The 18,632-nt window shown below is 65.8% G+C and carries 16 protein-coding genes; 11 read left to right on the top strand and 5 right to left on the bottom strand.

Features of this window, described 5'->3' with window-relative positions:
* Positions 1-107: 107 nt before the first annotated feature.
* The 4 genes from ACE5C1_RS16510 to ACE5C1_RS16495 all read left to right on the top strand — a co-directional run bounded on the left by ACE5C1_RS16510 (position 108) and on the right by ACE5C1_RS16495 (position 4,753).
* Positions 108-1,358, top strand: coding sequence for a hypothetical protein (locus ACE5C1_RS16510; RefSeq protein WP_374945165.1), 1,251 nt, complete (start codon positions 108-110; stop codon positions 1,356-1,358).
* Positions 1,333-2,673: a hypothetical protein gene (locus ACE5C1_RS16505; protein WP_374945164.1), complete on the top strand. Its 1,341-nt coding sequence runs from the start codon at positions 1,333-1,335 to the stop codon at positions 2,671-2,673. Before ACE5C1_RS16510 ends, ACE5C1_RS16505 begins: the two co-directional genes overlap by 26 nt.
* The gene (locus ACE5C1_RS16500) at positions 2,670-3,791 is read left to right on the top strand and encodes a glycosyltransferase (protein WP_374945163.1); all 1,122 of its coding nucleotides are present in this window, start codon (positions 2,670-2,672) and stop codon (positions 3,789-3,791) included. Before ACE5C1_RS16505 ends, ACE5C1_RS16500 begins: the two co-directional genes overlap by 4 nt.
* A gap of 89 nt (positions 3,792-3,880) precedes the next feature.
* Positions 3,881-4,753 carry a lipopolysaccharide biosynthesis protein gene (locus tag ACE5C1_RS16495; RefSeq protein WP_374945162.1) on the top strand — a complete coding sequence of 291 codons (873 nt, stop codon included), beginning with the start codon at positions 3,881-3,883 and terminating at the stop codon, positions 4,751-4,753.
* Here the strand turns inward: ACE5C1_RS16495 and ACE5C1_RS16490 are convergent.
* On the bottom strand, positions 4,735-5,598 hold the full coding sequence (locus ACE5C1_RS16490; protein ID WP_374945161.1) for an alpha/beta fold hydrolase: 864 nt from the start codon (positions 5,596-5,598) through the stop codon (positions 4,735-4,737). The genes ACE5C1_RS16495 and ACE5C1_RS16490 overlap by 19 nt on opposite strands.
* A 240-nt stretch (positions 5,599-5,838) precedes the next feature.
* Here ACE5C1_RS16490 and rfbF point away from each other — a divergent pair, with 240 nt between their 5' ends.
* The 6 genes from rfbF to rfbH all read left to right on the top strand — a co-directional run bounded on the left by rfbF (position 5,839) and on the right by rfbH (position 11,771).
* Positions 5,839-6,612: a glucose-1-phosphate cytidylyltransferase gene (gene rfbF / locus ACE5C1_RS16485; protein WP_374945160.1), complete on the top strand. Its 774-nt coding sequence runs from the start codon at positions 5,839-5,841 to the stop codon at positions 6,610-6,612.
* Entirely contained in the window at positions 6,612-7,685 is a 1,074-nt protein-coding gene (gene rfbG / locus ACE5C1_RS16480) for a CDP-glucose 4,6-dehydratase (protein WP_374945159.1), read from the top strand. The genes rfbF and rfbG overlap by 1 nt, the downstream gene beginning before the upstream one ends.
* Entirely contained in the window at positions 7,682-8,245 is a 564-nt protein-coding gene (gene rfbC, locus ACE5C1_RS16475; RefSeq protein ID WP_374945158.1) for a dTDP-4-dehydrorhamnose 3,5-epimerase, read from the top strand. Before rfbG ends, rfbC begins: the two co-directional genes overlap by 4 nt.
* On the top strand, positions 8,242-9,147 hold the full coding sequence (locus tag ACE5C1_RS16470; RefSeq protein ID WP_374945157.1) for an NAD-dependent epimerase/dehydratase family protein: 906 nt from the start codon (positions 8,242-8,244) through the stop codon (positions 9,145-9,147). The genes rfbC and ACE5C1_RS16470 overlap by 4 nt, the downstream gene beginning before the upstream one ends.
* Before the next feature lie 74 nt (positions 9,148-9,221).
* Positions 9,222-10,307, top strand: coding sequence for a glycosyltransferase (locus ACE5C1_RS16465; RefSeq protein ID WP_374945156.1), 1,086 nt, complete (start codon positions 9,222-9,224; stop codon positions 10,305-10,307).
* A 114-nt stretch (positions 10,308-10,421) separates the two neighbouring features.
* A complete protein-coding gene (gene rfbH / locus ACE5C1_RS16460) occupies positions 10,422-11,771 on the top strand; it encodes a lipopolysaccharide biosynthesis protein RfbH (RefSeq protein ID WP_374945155.1) in 1,350 nt (449 codons plus the stop codon).
* A gap of 41 nt (positions 11,772-11,812) precedes the next feature.
* Here the strand turns inward: rfbH and ACE5C1_RS16455 are convergent, their stop codons facing one another.
* From ACE5C1_RS16455 to ACE5C1_RS16440, 4 genes are read right to left on the bottom strand one after another with little or no spacing between them, the layout of a single operon-like run.
* Positions 11,813-13,042, bottom strand: a complete 1,230-nt coding sequence (locus tag ACE5C1_RS16455; RefSeq protein WP_374945154.1) for a glycosyltransferase family 4 protein — start codon at positions 13,040-13,042, stop codon at positions 11,813-11,815.
* Entirely contained in the window at positions 13,039-14,151 is a 1,113-nt protein-coding gene (gene wecB / locus ACE5C1_RS16450; protein ID WP_374945153.1) for a non-hydrolyzing UDP-N-acetylglucosamine 2-epimerase, read from the bottom strand. The genes ACE5C1_RS16455 and wecB overlap by 4 nt, the downstream gene beginning before the upstream one ends.
* Positions 14,152-14,174: 23 nt before the next feature.
* Positions 14,175-15,281, bottom strand: a complete 1,107-nt coding sequence (locus tag ACE5C1_RS16445) for an NAD-dependent epimerase/dehydratase family protein (protein WP_374945152.1) — start codon at positions 15,279-15,281, stop codon at positions 14,175-14,177.
* Complete coding sequence (locus ACE5C1_RS16440) at positions 15,281-16,321, bottom strand: polysaccharide biosynthesis protein (protein ID WP_374945151.1); 1,041 nt, start codon at positions 16,319-16,321, stop codon at positions 15,281-15,283. The genes ACE5C1_RS16445 and ACE5C1_RS16440 overlap by 1 nt, the downstream gene beginning before the upstream one ends.
* A gap of 256 nt (positions 16,322-16,577) precedes the next feature.
* On the opposite strand from ACE5C1_RS16440, the gene ACE5C1_RS16435 reads away from it, so the two are divergent.
* Positions 16,578-18,527 (top strand): polysaccharide biosynthesis protein, encoded by a 1,950-nt coding sequence (locus tag ACE5C1_RS16435; RefSeq protein ID WP_374945150.1) that lies wholly within the window; start codon positions 16,578-16,580, stop codon positions 18,525-18,527.
* The last annotated feature ends 105 nt before the right edge of the window (positions 18,528-18,632 follow it).

Below are 18,632 nucleotides of genomic sequence, written 5' to 3'. Positions count from 1 at the left end.
GCCGGGCCGATTGTTCCCGAGCGGTGGGCGGTCGCGGGTGCCGGGTTGCAAATCGAAACGATCCGGCGTGTCCCTGCGAGCGGGCCGTCATCACGAGTGCCTTGAAAATGCTAACACAGTTTGTGCGCAATCTCCTGATCCCCCTTTTGTGCGTCTTGATCTTCTGCGCCAACCTTTATCTGGATTTCGGGAACAACGATTTCACGTTGTTGGTGTTGACGGGCGTCATGCTCTTCGCATTCTACCCGTACGGCTCTACGAGTCTGGGCGCGATCGTGCTGTTCAGCGCGGTGACTCTCTTCGTCGTTCCCTTATACGCACTGATGTATGTGAATCTGGGGGTCAGTCCCGCCTGGCTTGCCTTGTACATCCTTTTGGCGATGCTTCTGCTCGCGTGGCTCCCGGCGGACAGGTTTCTGGCAACCTCGTCGGAGCCGCGGCGTTACGAGTTCGTGCTGATCGTGGTGTTGCTGTCGGTCGGCCTCGCTTCGCAAGCCTTCGGCGGCATTGAACAGATTTTCCATGCCACCTACGCGATGAGCGTCGTCCACCTCGAGCGGCTGCACGCCTCCACCCCATCGAGGCCGCGGCGGCTGATCGCTCTAGCGGTCATCCTCGCGGCGATCATGGCCTATTCGTTGCTGTTCTGGAGCGGCTACGGCCGGTTGATCCTCGCCTCGTTCGCACTGGCGCCGATTCTGGTCAGCGTCCATTACCGGACATTCAAGCTCAACGTCTTCGCCTTTTCGATCGGCGCGGGAGCGTTGGTGTTTATCGGACGGGTGATGCGTTTTGGCTGGAGCGACGGCGTAGCGGGGCTGGCGGACGACTCGGGCGCGTCGCCGCTGACCCTGACGCAGGGGCTTTGGCAAGGCGCGGGCACGGTCAACTATCATGAGCCGATCTGGCATCAATGGTCGCTGCTCGTCATCCAGTGGTTCCCGCGGAGCCTCTGGCCCGACAAGCCGGTGGGCATCAATTATACCTTTGTCGACGTGTTCATGGGCCGGGCCGGTCTGGGCGAAGAGCATTCCACCGCGATCGGCTTCTTTGGCGAGCACATCTTTTTGGCAGGAGGATGGTGGCTCGTATCTGCGTTCGTGCTCGTGCTGGTCGTTACCGGTCTCAGCCGGGCGGTAAAATGGGCGAGCGCGCCGTACGGATCGCCCGGCATCATGTTCAACGCTTGGCTGGTTACACTCTTCTGGGGCGGCATGGCGGATTTTGGCTCACGAGTCTGGTTCAGCGTCGCGCCGATGGTCGTCTACATTCTGATCCTGAACCGGGTCGGCAAGTGGACCGAGGCGCCACGCCTCGCCGCCGGACCGTTGCATGGTCCGGCTCTTGGCGCACGCTGAGATCATGGCGCGAACCAGCCGGCTGAAGTCTGTCTGGACGGCTGCCGGGCGAACCGGCCGCCGGCCAATCGTTCAGGACACCGCGTTCATCATCACCGCACAGCTCTGGTCGAAGGGTGCGCTGCATGTGATCAGCATGCTGATGGCGCAGTTCCTGAGCGTGCAAGCTTTCTCTACCTATAACGTGTTCCTGCTGACGACGACGGTATTGGCGAGCTATCTCGGCCTCGGCCTACCGCTCGCAGCCGCCAAGCTGCTGGCGCGCGGCGACACGACCGACGGCGATCGCGAGCGATTGTCGGTGGTGCTCTATCTGGCCGCCGCAGCAACGGTCGGTGCGGTGGTTCTCAAACCGCTTTACATACCCGTACTGATGCCGTCGGCGGTGTCGCTCAACGCGTGGTGGGTGGTGGCCGGTGGCGCGCTCAGCGCCTGGTCGGTGCTCGGGCAGTCCTCGCTCTACGCTGTGCGGGGCTTCCGTCGCGCGCTGCTGCCGATCCTGTCGGGTTCTGCGCTGCTGGCGCTCGGGGCGGCGCTGGCAATTGCGCGATCGGACGTGCACTTTCTGATCGTCGGCGCGCTCGCCTCGCCGCTGGTCGCCGCCATCGGCTCGGCACGGGCGCTGTCCGCCTATGACACGGTGCCGCGGCCCAGCCTAAGGCTGCCCTCATCTGAGGCGTTTCACGACGTATTGCGGACCGCGGTGCCCGGCATCGGTATCGGTGTGATCTTCACGTCGATGACCTGGATGATCGCCAGCAGTCTGCTTTCGCATCAATCATCTGCTGAGCAGTTCAACATGTTCTCCGTCGGGATGCAGTGGTTCGCGCTCGTACTCTTCATCCCCTTGGCTTTGGGGCAGGCGGTCTTTCCGCGATACATCCGCATGGCGCACCAGCAGTCCACGCCAGCGCGAATGATCATCCAGCCTGTGGCCTCTACCGTCGCCATGCTGCTGGTCATGGCGCCCTTTGCGGCGCTGTTCACGCCACTGCTGATCCTGCTCTACGGCAACAAATACCCGTTCTCGCCGGTGTTCGTCGTCTGCGTGATTCTGGCCGCGGCGGTCGCCGGTGCCCAGACGCTGCTTTCGCATTTCGTGATCGCCAGCCGTGGCGCGGGAACGTGGATGGCAGCAAGCCTGATCGCACTGTCGATCTGCATCGCGTGCTTGCACGTTGCGCCACCCGCCACCGCACTCGCCGCGGTTCTCGTGGTGGGCATTGCCTACGGTAGTCTGTTGGCGCTGGCGATACCGATCGCCGTATACACCGCACGGACGGGGGGGCGGACGACCACGCCTGCCGCTCCATGAAGCGGGTTCTACTCGATTTCTCCAACCTGCGGGTCGGAGGTGGCGTGCAGGTCGCCTCCGCAACACTGCAGGAACTGTCTGCACCGGCTTTGCGCGAACGTTATCCATGGCTGATCGACCGAACGGCCATCAGGATATCGCCCGCCGTTCGCGGCCATCTGTCGATCGACACCGCCACGCTGCCTGGCGTTGTGGAAGTGGTCGAAACCAGACCGACCGTGCTCGCACCGCTTAAGCCATCGCGGGACGCGTTCGACGTGCGGTTCACCCTGTTCGGACCGACTTACACCGGCCGTCTCGCTCGCCGCGAGATCGCGGGCTTTGCGGAAGTGACGCTGGTGTACGATCCGGTGGAATATGGGCAGGCGCATCGCGCGCGACCGCTGCGCGAACGGATCGGTGTCGCCATCAAGCGACGCCTGGTCGGTCGCTCGGACATCTATGTCATCGAAACCGACGCCATCGCTGCGAGGCTGACCGCGCGTTACGGGATAGCCCCGTCGAGGATCAGAGTGGTGCCGAACCGTCCGCATCCGGTGATTCGCGCTGCGAAGGTGCCAGCTCGGTCAGCGAGGGTAGCTCCCGGCGAGCTGCACCTGCTTTATCCAACGCGCGCTTACCCGCACAAAAACCTGGATATCATCGGTCCAACCGGCGATCTCTATGCAGCGCGTAGCGGGAGGCGGTTGGTCGTCCATACCACCTTGCGCGCCGACGAATGGCAGGCGCTGTCGCCTGAGTCGCGGCGTTCGATGCACAACCACGGCGAAGTGACGCCCGGCGGCCTGGCGCAAATCTACACGACAGTCGACGGGGTGTTCTTTCCCTCCCTTCTCGAAGCGAGCTCCGCGACGCCGCTCGAGGCAAACGTGTTGGGCGTCCCGCTAATAGCATCGGACCGGGACTTCGTGCGCGCATCGGCTAAAGCGCAGGGATGGTTCGATCCCGCCAATCCGGGAAGCATCGTTGATTCACTTTTGGACTTCGAAGATGGCATACCTGCCGCCTGGAGCCGTGCGGCTGGCGTATCGCAGGCTTACCGTCGCGTTCTCGACTCCAGCAACCGCACGGAGAGCTACCTGGACATTATTGGGGCGGAGTTGGCGCGGTCCAGCTGAAGCAGCCGGGAGCGGACGGACGCATTGTCCCGCGGCTGACGCAAGCCGCCATCTATGCCAATGGCGGCTTTCGCGAGGCGTTTCGGCCGGTGCTGGCGGGTAGCCTGCTGTTGGTCGCGGCGGTGGCGCTCAGCCTGGTGGTGCACAGCCTGGCGCTCCTGATCGCCGCGAATATTGCGTCGATGCTGATCCCGGCGATCGCCTATGTCCGCCATCTGTCGCGCAACGGCGTGATCGGCTGGGCTTCGGTGCGTCGGGTCCCGCGCTGGGGAGCGATAAAAGCGGTGCTCGCGATCGGGCTGCCCGGTCTGGGCGTGACTGCGATCTACGCGACAATGAACTGGCTGGCGGCGCGCGCGCTTGTCGAGCATCAGGTGTCGCCGGACCAATTCAATCAGTTCGGGCTCGGCATGCAGTGGTTCGCGCTGGTGCTGTTCATCCCGCTGGCGTTCGGGCAAGTGCTGTTTCCGCGTTTCGTCCGGCAGGCGCACACCGGCGCGTTGCGGCTCGGAGCGATCGTCAAGCCCGCCGGGTTTACCTTCGCGGTCGTGCTTGCGTGCGCGATGGCCGGTGCAATCTGTCAACCGTTGCTCACGCACGTGTACGGGCCGCAGTACGACTTTCCGCGGCTGTTCGTCTTCACCATCCTGGTCGCCGCAGCATTCGGCGGCGCGGTGAACCTGCTCGGCTCCTACGTGATGGCGATCCGCGGCACCGGCACCTGGTTCGGGGTCAATCTGGTGTCGTTGGCGGTCGGGCTGCCCGTCATCGTCTGGGCGCCGCCGACGACCGCGTTCGAATCGGCGCGGCTGCTGTGCCTGTGCTATGCGGCGCTGACCCTGGCTGCGATCGCGGTCATCTGGCGGCACCGGCGGGGGCAGCGCGTCGTGCGATCGGGCGACGTGTCGCCGCACGCCGACGCGATGCTGCGGCAGGAGATGGACTACCCGCCGGCGATCTGACCCGCCACGAAGTCGATCTGCGCGGCGATCAGCTCGGGGCCGCGGCGATGGATGTCGTACACGTGGCCGCCGTCGGGCAGCAGCGCGGCGTCGACCAGCGACGAGGCGGTGAGCCGCGCCGCCATCCGTTCCACCACATGCAATCCGGTGTGCCAGATACCGTCGTGGTCGGCGAGGCGTAGGTGGACGGGCAGGCGGATCGCGGCTGCGACGTCGGGCCAGCGCTTTGGCCACCGCGACACGATCTCCAGCACTTCGGCCAGGTTCCACGGCTCGGCGACCCGGCGCAACGCCGCGGGGCCGCGCCAGTCGTAGGTGCCAGGGGGGCCGAAGAACATGTCCGCCACCGGCTCGGTCTCGCCCGGATTCGCTCCCGTCGTCGCACCGGCGGCCCAGGCGCGGGTGGCGGCGGGGGGCTCGTCGCCGATCCCCGACACCGCGACCGCGCGCCACGGCAGCCCGCGCGGGTCTGCGGCGAGCATCAGCGCCACCGCGCCGCCGATCGAATGGCCGACCAGCGCGGCATTGCTTGTGCCGGGCTGGTGCTTGGCCAATACGTCGGCGACAAGATCGCGGATGTGCGCGACCGAGTCCGCGACCGGCTGGTCCGAAGCCGGCGCCGGGTTGCCGCCGTGCCCCGGCCTGTCGACGAGCAGCACCGCAAAGCCGCGCGCGAGCGCTGCATCGGCCAAAGAGGGACGCATCATCTCGAAATAGCGCGCGTTGCAGCCGCCCCCGTGGATGCACACCAGCAACGGCGCGTCGGTATCGCGCTCGTCATCTTCGAGCAATCGTGCCGAGCACGCGCCGTCGCGCGCACGGATGGGGGTTTGGGTGATAGCCATGAGCGCCGTGGTGATGGGAAAGAGCCGTCGCCTGCATGGCCAAGCTGCGGGAATCAACCGCTAAGTCGTTGCACAATGGCGCTGTGCGTCCGCCGCGCCCGCGCCGCGGAGGGTTGGCAGGACGCCCGCGCCTGCATATGAAGCGCGCGCCGCACCTTCGCCGCGGCAGTCCATGCGCGTGCGTTCGCTCGTTCCGTTATTCCGGAGTGCGGCGACACGCAGAAGGTTCGGCAGCACGATATGAAGGCAGTGATCCTCGCAGGTGGTCTGGGCACGCGCTTCAGCGAGGAAACCTCGCTGCGCCCCAAGCCGATGATCGAGATCGGCGGCAAGCCGATTCTGTGGCACATCATGAAGATCTACGCGGCGCACGGCGTCCACGATTTCATCATCTGCTGTGGCTACAAGGGCTATGTGATCAAGGAGTATTTCGCGAACTATTTCCTGCACATGTCCGACGTCACCTTTCGCATGGCCGAGAACAAGATGGAGGTGCATCAGCGTCGCGCCGAGCCGTGGAACGTCACGCTGATCGACACCGGCGACGCGTCGATGACCGGCGGCCGGTTGCTGCGTGTCGCCGAGCATCTTCGTGACGAAGAGGCGTTCTGTATGACCTATGGCGACGGTGTCGCCGATGTCGACGTGGGCGCGCTGATCGCCTTTCACCGGGCGCACGGCAAGCAGGCGACACTGACCGCGGCGGTGCCGCCGGGACGCTTCGGGGCGCTCGACATGGAGGGTGACAGCGTCGCGAGCTTCATGGAAAAGCCCGAAGGCGACGGATCGGCGATAAACGCGGGCTATTTCGTGCTGTCGCCCAAGGTGTTCGACCGGATCGACGGCGATGCGTCGATCTGGGAGCAGGAGCCGTTGCGCGGCTTGGCCGCCGATGGCGAGCTGATGGCGTACCGCCACCGCGGCTTCTGGCAGCCGATGGACACGCTGCGCGACAAGCAGCATCTGGAGTCGCTCTGGGCGGCGGGCGATGCGCCGTGGCGGGTCTGGGGCTGATGCCGGACGCCACGTTCTGGCGGGGCAAGCGGGTGTTCCTGACCGGGCATACCGGGTTCAAGGGCAGCTGGCTGTCGCTCTGGCTGCAGGCGATGGGTGCCGAGGTGAAGGGCTTCGCGCTTGCGCCCGATACCGCGCCCGACCTGTTCGGCGTCGCGCGGGTGGCGGAAGGCATGGAATCGGAGATCGGCGACATCCGCGATCTGCCCGCGGTCACCGCGTCGATGACCGCCTTCGCGCCCGAGATCGTCCTCCACATGGCCGCGCAGCCGCTGGTGCGGCTGTCGTACCGCGATCCGGTGGGTACCTACGCGACCAACGTCATGGGTACGGTCAACGTGCTGGAGGCGGTGCGCGCCACGAGGGGCGTGCGTGCGGTCGTCTCGGTCACCACCGACAAATGCTACGAGAATCGCGAATGGCCGTGGGGCTACCGCGAGGACGAGGCGATGGGTGGCCACGATCCGTACAGCAGCAGCAAGGGGTGCGCCGAGCTGGTCTCCGCGGCGTACCGGCGGTCGTTCTTCGCCGATGGCGACACCGCGCTGGCGACCGCGCGCGCCGGCAACGTCATCGGCGGGGGCGACTGGTCGGAGGACCGGCTGGTGCCGGACATCCTGCGTGCGCTGGCGGCGGACGAGGCGGTACGCATCCGCAATCCGCTGTCGACCCGGCCCTGGCAGCATGTGTTCGAGCCGCTGTCGGGCTATCTGGTGCTGGCCGAGCGGCTATACGAACAGGGCCAGGCGTTTGCGGGCGGCTGGAACTTCGGTCCGCGCGACGAGGATGCGCGGCCGGTCGAGTGGATCGTCGACCACATGATCGCGAGCTGGCCGGGCGCGCGCGCCTGGGAGCGCGACGCAGGATTCCAGCCGCACGAAGCCCGCTATCTGAAGCTCGATATCTCCAAAGCGGCCGAGCAGCTGCGCTGGCGCCCGCGCTGGTCGCTGGAGCACGCGCTGGCGACCATCGTGCGCTGGCAGGAGCAATGGCTCGCGGGTGCGGACATGCGCGCGCATTGCCTCGCCGACATCGCCGCCTATGCGCCAGACGCGGTGGCAGCCGCGGCATGACGTTCAAGGAGACCACGATCCCCGGCTGCACCATCGTGCGCCAGCGGATCATGGCCGACGATCGCGGCCGGTTCGCCAAGCTGTTTCAGGCGGATGCGTTCGCCCAGGCCGGGCTGCGCATCGATTGGCGCGAGGAGTTCCACTCGCGCTCGCGCCGCGACGTTGTGCGCGGCATGCACTTCCAGACCCCGCCTGCCGACCACGCGAAGCTGGTCGTGTGCCTCGCCGGAGCGGTGCTCGACGTCGTCGTCGACCTACGGCGCGGGTCGCCGGCCTTCGAGCAGGTGAGCGCGATCGAACTCAGCGAGGCGAATGGCATCGCGCTGTACGTGCCCTCGGGCTGCGCGCATGGCTTCGTGTCGCTGAGCGACGACAGCCTGATGCTCTACAAGGTGACCAGCGTGCATTCGCCGGAGAACGATTGCGGCATCGCCTGGGATTCGCTGGGGTTCGACTGGGGAGTCGCACACGCCAATTTATCGGAGCGCGATCGCCACCATCCGCGAATGGTTGATTTCGACACGCCCTTCACCTTCGACCCAGCAGCGCCCGCGCGATGAGCCGCCGCGCGCTGATCACCGGAGCCGGGGGCTTCATCGGCGGCCGCCTGGCAGAGCGGCTGCGTGCCGACGGTTGGACGGTGCATGCGCTCGCCCGCGAGGCCGGGGTTGCGAAGCTCGCGCCAGAGCTGGTCGTTCACCGCTACGACGGCAGCACGCGCAGCGTTGCGGCTGCGGTCGCCGCAGCCGATGCCGACGTGGTCTTCCATCTGGCATCGCTCTATCTCGCCGATCACAAGGCGGACGAGGTCGAGCCGCTCGTCGCCTCGAACATCCTGCTGGCGGCGCAGATCGGCGAAGCGGTGGCCGGATCGCGTTCGCCGCGGCTGGTCAACACCGGCACCGCCTGGCAGCATTACGGCGGCGTGCCGTATCGCCCGGTCAACCTGTATGCGGCGACCAAGCAGGCGGCGGACGATCTGCTCCAATTCTATGCGGATGCACGCGGGCTGTCGGTGATCACGCTGAAGCTGTTCGATACCTACGGCGTGGGCGACACGCGGCGCAAGCTGGTACAATTGCTGGCCGATGCCGCCGTGTCTGGCGAGACGCTGGCGATGTCGCCGGGCGAGCAGACCGTCGACCTGACGCATGTCGACGACGTGGTCGACGCCTTTGCCGTCGCTGCCGAGCGGCTCATGGAGACGCCGAGGCCGTTGTGCGACACGGCGTTCGTCTCGGGCGAACGGATGACGGTGCGCGAGTTGGCGGCGCTCGCCGGCACCGTGCTCGGGCGGTCCGTGGTGACGCAATTCGGCGGCCGGCCGTATCGCACACGGGAGGTGATGATGCCGTACCTTCCCGCCGACACAGAGCGCCTGCCGGGCTGGACTCGGACGCGAACGCTTGGCGCGACGCTGCCCGCACTTGCCGGCGGGCGTGCACCGGCAAGCCCGGGCTGATCGTGTCACCAGACCAGGCCCGAAAAGGCGCAAGGCCGTCTTCCTCCCCGGAGGACTTCACCTATCGCAACGCGATGGACGAATGGGCTGCCGTTGGATCGTCGCTGATGGCAGAGGGTGCGGACCATTCGCCGCCGGTCGCCAGCATCGTCATCATGACGTACAAGCGGATCGACTTCCTGCTGGAGGCGATCGCGGGCACGATCGGGCAGGTGTTCGATCGACCTTACGAGATCGTCATCGTCGACAACGATCCCGAATCCGACGGGCATGAGCGCGTGCTTGCCGCCTATCCAGCGCTGTCCGGTCGCAATTTCCGATACTACCGCAACGATCAGAATCTGGGCATGTTCGGCAACTTCAACCGTTGCATCGAGCTCGCGCGGGCGGAATGGATGACCATCCTGCACGACGACGACCTGTTGTCGGACGATTTCCTTACACTCATTTTCTCGGTGATCGACGCCCACCCGGCCACCGACGGCGTAGTGTCGCGCAAGGCGTTCATGAACCAGCGACAGACCGCGCTGACGACCATGCCGGGGGTAGCATACCGCAGCTGGCCACCGGGAACGGTGACGACGCGCTCCGCCTTGCAGCGCGTGTTCAAGAGTTCGGCGGCCCGGCGCGAGGTGATCGTCCGCGCGGTGTCGCGCCTGGTCCTGGAGTACAGCTTCCTCGGCCGAACCTCGCGCCGGATCGCACCCTCCAAGATGTTCTGGGGACCGATACTCGGCAACACGAGCGGATTCATCTTCCGCAAGCAGGCGGCGCTCGAGATCGGCGGCTTCTACGCCGAGGAGTTCCCGGCGTCCGACCTGTTCTTCTTCGCTCGGTTTGCTCGGCTGTACCGGTTGCGCCAGCATCGCGCCCCTGCCGCGGTCTATCGCATCGCGGAGAATGAGTCCGCCAAACCGGACACCTGCCGCGGGGCCATCACCTGGATCCACCAGCTGCAACGGATCATGGCGGGGCGCGACCTGCCTGCGTGGTGGCTGCGGTTCGCGCCGCTGGTCGTCGCGCGTTATCAGCGCGAATATCGCGATCTCTGGGGCGTCGACCTTTCGACGCAGGAGCTGGAGGCGATGCTCGGCATCCATGTGCCGCGGCACCGGCCCTACCTCCTCTGGGTCGTCCGTATGGCGCTGCGCGGCTATTAGCCCGGACGCTCTTGCGCGATCTCCAGCAAAAACAGGTTTGTGGCGCGCGCCGCGCCATCTATGAGCGCAGCCTTGATCCGGCCGGCGCCGGTCTCCATCACATTGGACGGGTACATGTCAGACGAAAAGCGTTCCGAGATCATCCGGCTCGCGCGCGAGCATTTCGATTCGCGACCGCAGCCGGTGTTCGTGCCCGGCGAGACCTATATCCCGCCGTCGGGCAAGGTGTTGGACGCCGACGATTGCGCCAGCCTGATCGACGCATCGCTCGACATGTGGCTGACCGCGGGGCGCTTCGCCGACCAGTTCGAGGAGGAGCTGGCGGTCAAGTTCGGGCGCAAGCATTGCAAGCTGACCGTCTCGGGATCGGCCGCGAATTTGCTCGCCTTCGCCTGCCTGACGTCGTGGAAGCTCGGCAGCAAGGCGCTGAAGCCCGGTGACGAGGTGATCACCGTCGCCGCCGGTTTCCCGACCACGGTCGCGCCGATCGTTCAATACGGGTGCATCCCGGTCTTCGTTGACGTCGACATCGATACGCACAACGTCGATGTCGACCTGCTCGAGGCCGCGATCACCGACAAGACGCGCGCGGTGATGATCGCGCACTCGCTCGGCAATCCGTTCGATGTCGCGCGCGTGGCCAAGCTGTGCAAGGCGCGCGGTTTCTACCTGATCGAGGATTGCTGCGACGCGTTCGGCGCAACGGTCAACGGCCAGGGTGTCGGCACCTTCGGGGACGTCGCCACGCTGAGTTTCTATCCTGCGCACCACATCACGATGGGTGAGGGCGGGGCGGTGCTGATGAACAGCCCCTTGCTCGCCAAGATCGCCGAGTCGTTCCGTGACTGGGGCCGGGATTGCTATTGCAAGCCTGGCATGGACAACACGTGCAACAAGCGCTGGGGCTGGCGCCTGGGCGAGCTGCCCAAGGGGTACGATCACAAATACACCTACAGCCACGTCGGCTACAATCTGAAGGTCAGCGACATGCAGGCCGCGGTCGGCGTCAGCCAGCTGAAGAAGATCGACCGCTTCATCGCGCGACGACGCGAGAATTTCGACGCGCTGACCGCCCGGTTCAAGGCGCGCGGGCTCGACCGTTTCTATCACCTGCCGGTGCCGACGCCGGGGACCGAGCCGAGCTGGTTCGGCTATCTGCTGACGGTGCGCGACGGGGCGGGGATCGACCGCAACGTGCTGTGCCGCACGCTGGAGGAGCGCAAGGTCGGTACGCGGCTGCTGTTCGCGGGCAATCTGACCAAGCAGCCTGCGTTCCGCGACGTGAACTACCGCATTCACGGCACGCTGACCAACACCGACAAGGTGATGAACGACAGCTTCTGGGTCGGTGTCTGGCCGGGGCTCGACGCCGCCCGGCTCGACTATATGGCCGATACTCTGCTCGCGGTGACCGAGGAGTTGCTCGGCGAGTCGGTGGCGTTGCCGACAATGGCGGCGGAATAAGGTCACACCCCATCGCTCGCGTGGCGAGCGACGGGCGAGGCTCAGGCGATCTCGCGGATCGCCGCCGCGGTATCGTCCATCGCGCGCGCGAACGACAGCCTTTCGCGGTAGAAGCGCGCGCCGCGCTCGCCCATTGCGCGAAGCTCGGCGGGGTCGGCGCGGGCGAGCGCCACCATCGCTGCGGCAAGGGCGTCTGGATTCTCGGGCGGCACCGTGCGGCCCGCGCCAGCCCGCTCGATCAAGGCCGCGGCCTCGCCGACGAGCCCGCCCAGGATCGGCTTGCCCGACGCCAGATAGAATTGGGTTTTCGAGGGCACGGTGAATTCGAAGAAGTTCAAGTCGGCGAGATGAACGAGCAGGACGTCGGCGGCCGCGAACACGTCGGCGACCTGCACCTGCGGCACGCCGGGAACGATGCGTACCGCCTGCGTAGCATGCTCGGCGATGCGTGCGGCGATCCGCGGTTCGTCGAGCCCGCCGCCGACAAGGAGTACCTGGATTGCCGGTTCCTGCGCCGCTGCCTTCACTGCGGCGTCGACCACCGTCGTCAGCGCCTGGTGCGGCCCGAAATTTCCGCCGTAGAGGAAGGTGAACCGACCATCGAACCCGAACGGCGCGAGATCGAGCTTACCCTGCGACAGGATCGCGCGCTCGTCTGCCCAATTGTAGATCGTCCGCACCTTGGCGGTGCCCGCACCGCGCTCGGCCAGTTTGGCGCCCATGCCCGCACATTGGGCGACAACGCGAGCGGCTCGACGATAGACGAAGTTGCACATCGCCGACAGGCCACGGTCGATCCAGCCGTGCGACATGCCCGATGCGGTGACCGAATCAGGCCAGAGATCCTGAGTGTCGACAATGAACGGCGTCCGCGTGGCGACGCCCGCGAGCGCGGCGGCGAAGCCCACGGTCATCGGCGGATGGTAGACGTAAATCGCATCGTACTGTCGTCCCCGCAGCAGGCAGAAGAGAAAGGCCGATGCGCAGAAAGACAGATAATTGAGCGAACGCCGCACCGTCGATGCATCGTGGCTCGGGTAGAGCAGCAGGCGGTGGACGACGATCCCGTCCATCGTCTCGCGCCGGTACGGTCGCAGTGTGTAGCCGGGCAGTATCTTGCCGAACGGATAATTGGGAATACCCGTCGCGACCTCGACGTCGAAGCCGCGTTCGCGCAGCGCTTTGGCAAATTCCAGCCCCTTGAACACGCCTTCGGGTTCGAAGAACTGCGTCAGATAGAGGATGCGCGGGCGGTGGCTCGGGGCGGTCAATAGTCTTTCCACACCGTGCGTGCCACGTAATCGGTGTAGCTGAGGATCAGCCGCACGACCTTGTCCGAAACGTTGGGCACCGCGTAATCGGCGGGTACCCGCAGCAGCCGTTCGGTGCCCCGCGGTTGCGTTTCCAGCACCGCGAGCGCGGCGAGGATGCGGTCCTTGCGCAGTCCGGTCATCATCACCGACGCTTCCTCCATCGCCTCGGGACGCTCGTGGCCCTCGCGGATGTTGAGTGCCGGAAAGTTCAGGATCGAGGATTCCTCGCTGATCGTGCCGCTGTCGGACAGCACCGCCCGCGCCTGCAACTGAAGCGCGTTGTAATCGAGAAAGCCGAACGGTTTGAGCAGTTGCACCTCGGGCCCGAAGATGAGGCCGAACTGTTCGATCCGCTTGCGGGTGCGCGGATGGGTGCTGACCAGGATCGGTAGGCGGTATTTCGCCGCGACCGCGTTCAGCGTCTCGTGCAGGCGGCGAAGCTGGCGTTCGGAATCGACGTTCTCTTCGCGGTGTGCGCTGACCACGAAATACTCGCCCGGGGTCACGCCAAGCGTCGCATGGATCGGCGACGCGTCGATGGCGGCGCGGTAATGCGTCAGGATTTCGAACATCGGACTGCCGGTCTTGACGATCCGGTCGGGCGGCAGCCCCTCGGCGATGAGGTAATCGCGCGCTATGGTGGAATAGGGCAGGTTGATGTCGGCGGTGTGATCGACGATGCGGCGGTTGATCTCCTCGGGCACCCGGTCGTCGAAGCAGCGATTGCCCGCCTCCATGTGGAAGACGGGGATGCGACGGCGCTTGGCGGGGATCACCGCCAGGCAGCTGTTGGTGTCGCCCAGGATCAGCATCGCATCGGGCCGCTCGACCTCGAGCACCGCATCGACCGCGATGATGACGCGACCGATCGTCTCTGCGGCAGTCCCGCCCGCGACCTCGAGGAAATGGTCGGGCTTGCGCAGGCCGAGGTCGTCGAAGAACACCTGGTTCAGCTCGTAATCGTAATTTTGGCCGGTGTGGACGATCACGTGGTCGACGTACGCGTCGAGCTTCGCCATCACCCGCGACAGCCGGATGATCTCGGGCCGGGTTCCGACGACGGTCATGACTTTCATGGGGGGGTCGGCCTTTAGAGGGGAGCGACGACCGTGTCGGGCCGCGCGCGGTCGAACACTTCGTTGGCCCAGAGCAGTGAGACCATGTCCGAATCGCCGACATTGGTGACGTCATGCGCCCAACCCGGGATCGTTTCGACGATCTCGGGGGTATCGCCGCTGGTGCGGATTTCGTGGGTCTCGCCGGTCAGCATATGACGGAAGCGGAACAGCGCCTGGCCGTGGACGATCAGGAACTTTTCTGTCTTGGTGTGATGGTAATGCCCGCCTCGCGTGATGCCGGGAAGCGCGGTGAAATAGGAGAATTGCCCGGCCGAGCGGGTCTTGAGCATTTCCGAGAACGCGCCGCGCGGATCGCGGTGGCTGACGATCGGGTAGCTGAAGTCGGCTGGCGGCAGGTAGGAAACGTAGGTTGCATAGAGCGCGCGGGTGAGGCCCGTGCCGACGTCGTCGATCAGATTGTCGGCGCGCCCGTCGCGAAAGCCGCGCAGTGTCTCGGCCACGGCGCCGACGCTACTCCGGTAGACCGGCGCGATGTCGTGGAAGCCGGTTACGAAGCCGCCATCGATCGCTGCGATCCACGCGTCGATCACGTCGTCGACATAGACGAGGGTGAGCGGCGTCGCCGGATCGTCGATCCGTATCGGCAGATCGCGCGCTATGTTGTGGCAGAAGGTCGCTACCGCCGAATTGTAATCTGGGCGGCACCATTTGCCGAAGACGTTGGGCAAGCGATAGATCGCGACCGGCGCGCCGGTTTGTTCGGCCAAAGCTAGCAGCCGGTCCTCGCCGGATTTCTTGCTGCGGCCATACGGCGTGTCGTCGATCGCCTTGGCCGACGAAGCATAGAGGATCGGCACCGGCCGGTCCGCGGCAGTGACGGCATCGGCGAGCAGGGCGGCGGCATCAGCGTTGCCAGCGAACGCAGCGGGGTCGGACGGGCGATTGACCCCCGCCAGGTGGATCACCGCGTCGGCGCTTGCTACCGCGTCACGCCATTCGCCGGCGTCCGACGCGCGAACCAGCGGCACGCCCGAGAACCGGTCGAGCTCCGCCAACCGCAGCATCAGGTTGCGCCCAACGAAGCCGTCGGCACCGGTGACGACAAGGCGCCGGGTCATCAATCGCCCTCCGGCAGCGCGCCGGTCGGGGTGGCGCGGACCTTGGCGATATAATCGAGCCGGTTCAGCGTCTCGACCATCTCGGCGCGATCCAGCCGCCGCGTGTTGTGCGAGTTGAAATCCTCATGTTCGGCGATCTCGCGATCGCCCTTGTCGACGAAGACCGAGTAATTGAGATCGCGGTTATCCGGGGGCACGCGGTAATAGAGCCCCTGATCCTCGGCGATGGTCATTTCTTCGCGGCTCAGCAGCGTTTCGTACAGCTTCTCGCCATGCCGCGTGCCGATCACCCGGACCGGATGATCGGGCGTGCCCATCACGTCGCACACCGCTTGCGCGAGCGTCTGTACGGTGGCGGCGGGCGCCTTCTGGACGAAGAGGTCGCCGTTTTCACCGTGGAGGAAGGCGTGGATGACGAGGTCCACCGCCTCGGGCAGCGACATGACGAAGCGGGTCATGTCGGGGTCGGTGACGGTGATCGGCCGACTTTCACGGATCTGCTCGACGAACAGCGGCACGACCGACCCGCGAGAGGCGAGCACATTGCCGTAGCGGGTGCCGGTGATGGTCGTGCGGCTGCCAAGCGCCATTCGCGACTTGGCAATGAACACCTTTTCCATCAGCGCCTTGGAGATGCCCATCGCGTTGATCGGATACACCGCCTTGTCGGTCGAGAGGCAGATGACGCGCTCCACCTCGTTGGCGAGTGCGGCCTCCAGCACGTTGTCGGTGCCGACGATGTTAGTCTTCACCGCCTCCATCGGGTGGAACTCGCACGACGGCACCTGCTTCAGCGCGGCGGCGTGGAAGATGTAGTCGACTCCGCGGGTAGCGTTGGCGATCGCGCGATAGTCGCGGACATCGCCGATATGATAGCGCAGCCGCTTCTCGCCGAAGCTGTGGCGCTGGTCCTCCTGCTTCTTCTCGTCGCGGCTGAAGATGCGGATTTCGCCGAACGGCTCCTTGATCAGGCGCCGGAGCACAGTCGAGCCGAACGACCCCGTGCCGCCGGTGATGAGCAGAACCTTGTTTTCGAACATGGGTGACGGCCGGCCTTTGCTGGTGGCGATATCGCGGGATATGGCGCGCGGAGACGATGCGTCTCCTACCCTAGGTGCCGGGCTCTAGCGGTCCCGCCGGAGCCGATCAAGGTGCGGTCATTCCTCCGTTCCGGTCAAACATCGGCCCCGGTGCCGGATCCACGTCGTGAGTCGGTGGCAAAAGGCGAAGGTGTGGGGCAAAGGATGGGCGCGCCGCGATCGGGGCATACGCCTGCGAGAAGGTACGGAGAAGTCGGTGAAAATATCTGCCTGGTTCATCCGTCCGGTGCTTACGCTGCCGCGGACGACCAAGAAGGCGATCGCGGTCGCCTTCGACGCCAGCCTGTGCGTGCTGACGGTCTGGATCGCTTATTACCTCCGGCTCGGCGCGTGGTTCAGCCTGTCGGAGGGTGCCTGGCCGGCGGTCTTGGGATCGCTGCTGCTGGCGCTGCCGATTTTCACGACCTTCGGCTTGTACCGCGCGGTGTTTCGCTTTGTCAGCTGGCAGGCGTTGATCGCGGTCGTACAGGCGAGCGCGATCTACGGCATCCTCTTCGCCGCGATCTTCACGGCCTACGGCGTGCCCGGCGTACCGCGCACCGTCGGCATCATCCAGCCGGTGCTGCTGCTGATCTTCGTCGGTGGCACGCGCGCGTCGATCCGGTATCTGCTCGGTGGGCAGCTGGGCCGGCCGCGCGGGCCGAGGCACCATGTGCTGGTCTACGGTGCCGGGTCCGCCGGGCGCCAGCTCGCGGCGGCGCTGAGCGAGAGCACCGCGCTTCGGGTCTGTGGCTTCGTCGACGACGATCGGCATCTTCACGGCCAGGCGATCGGCGGCACTCGAGTGTGGCCCTCGTCCAGCCTGTCGCTCCTGGTGGAGCGATACGAGATCGACGAGGTCCTGCTCGCCATCCCATCGCTCAGCCGCGCACGGCGCAAGGAAATTTTGCGGACGATCAGCGCCGCCAAGGTCGGTGTGCGCTCACTGCCCGGGTTGATGGACATCGCGCACGGGCGGGTGATTACCACCGACCTGCGCCCGCTGGAAATCGACGACCTGCTGGGCCGCGATCCGGTGCCGCCGGAGATCGAGGTCGTCGAACGCAACATCCGCGACGCGACCGTCCTCGTCACCGGCGCGGGCGGCTCGATCGGCAGCGAACTTTGCCGACAGATCGAGGCGCTGGCGCCGTCGCGACTGTTGTTGGTCGATGCCAGCGAATATGCGCTTTACGCCATCCACCGCGAGCTGAGCCAGCGCGACCACGGCATCGAGGTCGTGCCGCTGCTCGCGTCGGTGGTCGACGCAATCCGGATGCGCAGCATTCTGGATACCTGGCGGCCGAGCATCGTCTTCCATGCCGCCGCCTACAAGCATGTGCCACTGGTCGAGCACAATGTGATCGAGGGGGTGCGCAACAACGTGCTCGGCACTTGGGTGTGCGCGTCACTGGCGCAGGAATACGGTGTGGCCAAGTTCATCCTGGTCAGCACCGACAAGGCAGTGCGTCCGACCAACGTCATGGGCGCCAGCAAGCGGCTGGCCGAGATGGTGCTCCAGGCGCTGGCGGCGCAGCGACCGGCGACCTGCTTCTCGATGGTGCGATTCGGCAACGTCTTAGGCTCGAGCGGCTCGGTCGTGCCGCTCTTCCGCCAGCAGATTGCCGCCGGCGGCCCGGTGACGATCACCCATCCGGAGGTCGTGCGCTATTTCATGACGATTCCCGAAGCCGCGCAGCTTGTCCTGCAAGCCGGCACGATGGCGGAAGGCGGCGAAGTGTTCGTGCTCGACATGGGCGAGCCGGTGAAGGTCGTCGACCTCGCCACCCGGATGATCGAGCTGTCTGGGCTGACGGTGCGCGACGAGTATCGGCCGCACGGCGATATCGAATTGGTCTTCACGGGCCTTCGCCCGGGCGAAAAGCTGTACGAGGAGCTGCTGATTGGCGACAATCCCAGTGGTACCGCGCATCCGCGGATCATGGCGGCGAGCGAGCAATTCTTGCCCGCCGAGCAGCTGATGCCCAAGCTGGAAGCATTGCGCATGCTGTTCGATCAGGTCGATGTCGAGGGCGTTCGCCGGTCGCTGATCGCACTTGTTCATGGCTTTACAGCCGACCGAAATGTCGATTGGGTCTTGGAAGAGCGCGAGCGGCAGGCGCAGGTTGCGGAGTTCGGGGCGGCGCAAGCGCGTGTTATTACCTGACTGGTTCACTCCGTTAGGCCAGCAAGGCCGGGTTATCGCGCCGCGGGCGATGTATTGAAGCTCCGAACGACGCACGTGCTGCACTGTGGGCCCGGGCTTCTCGCC

Source organism: Sphingomonas sp. (genome assembly GCF_964263785.1).
Lineage (GTDB): Bacteria > Pseudomonadota > Alphaproteobacteria > Sphingomonadales > Sphingomonadaceae > Sphingomonas.
The sequence above is the reverse complement of the archived record's forward strand: the minus strand, read 5'-3'. Positions and strand labels throughout refer to the sequence as shown.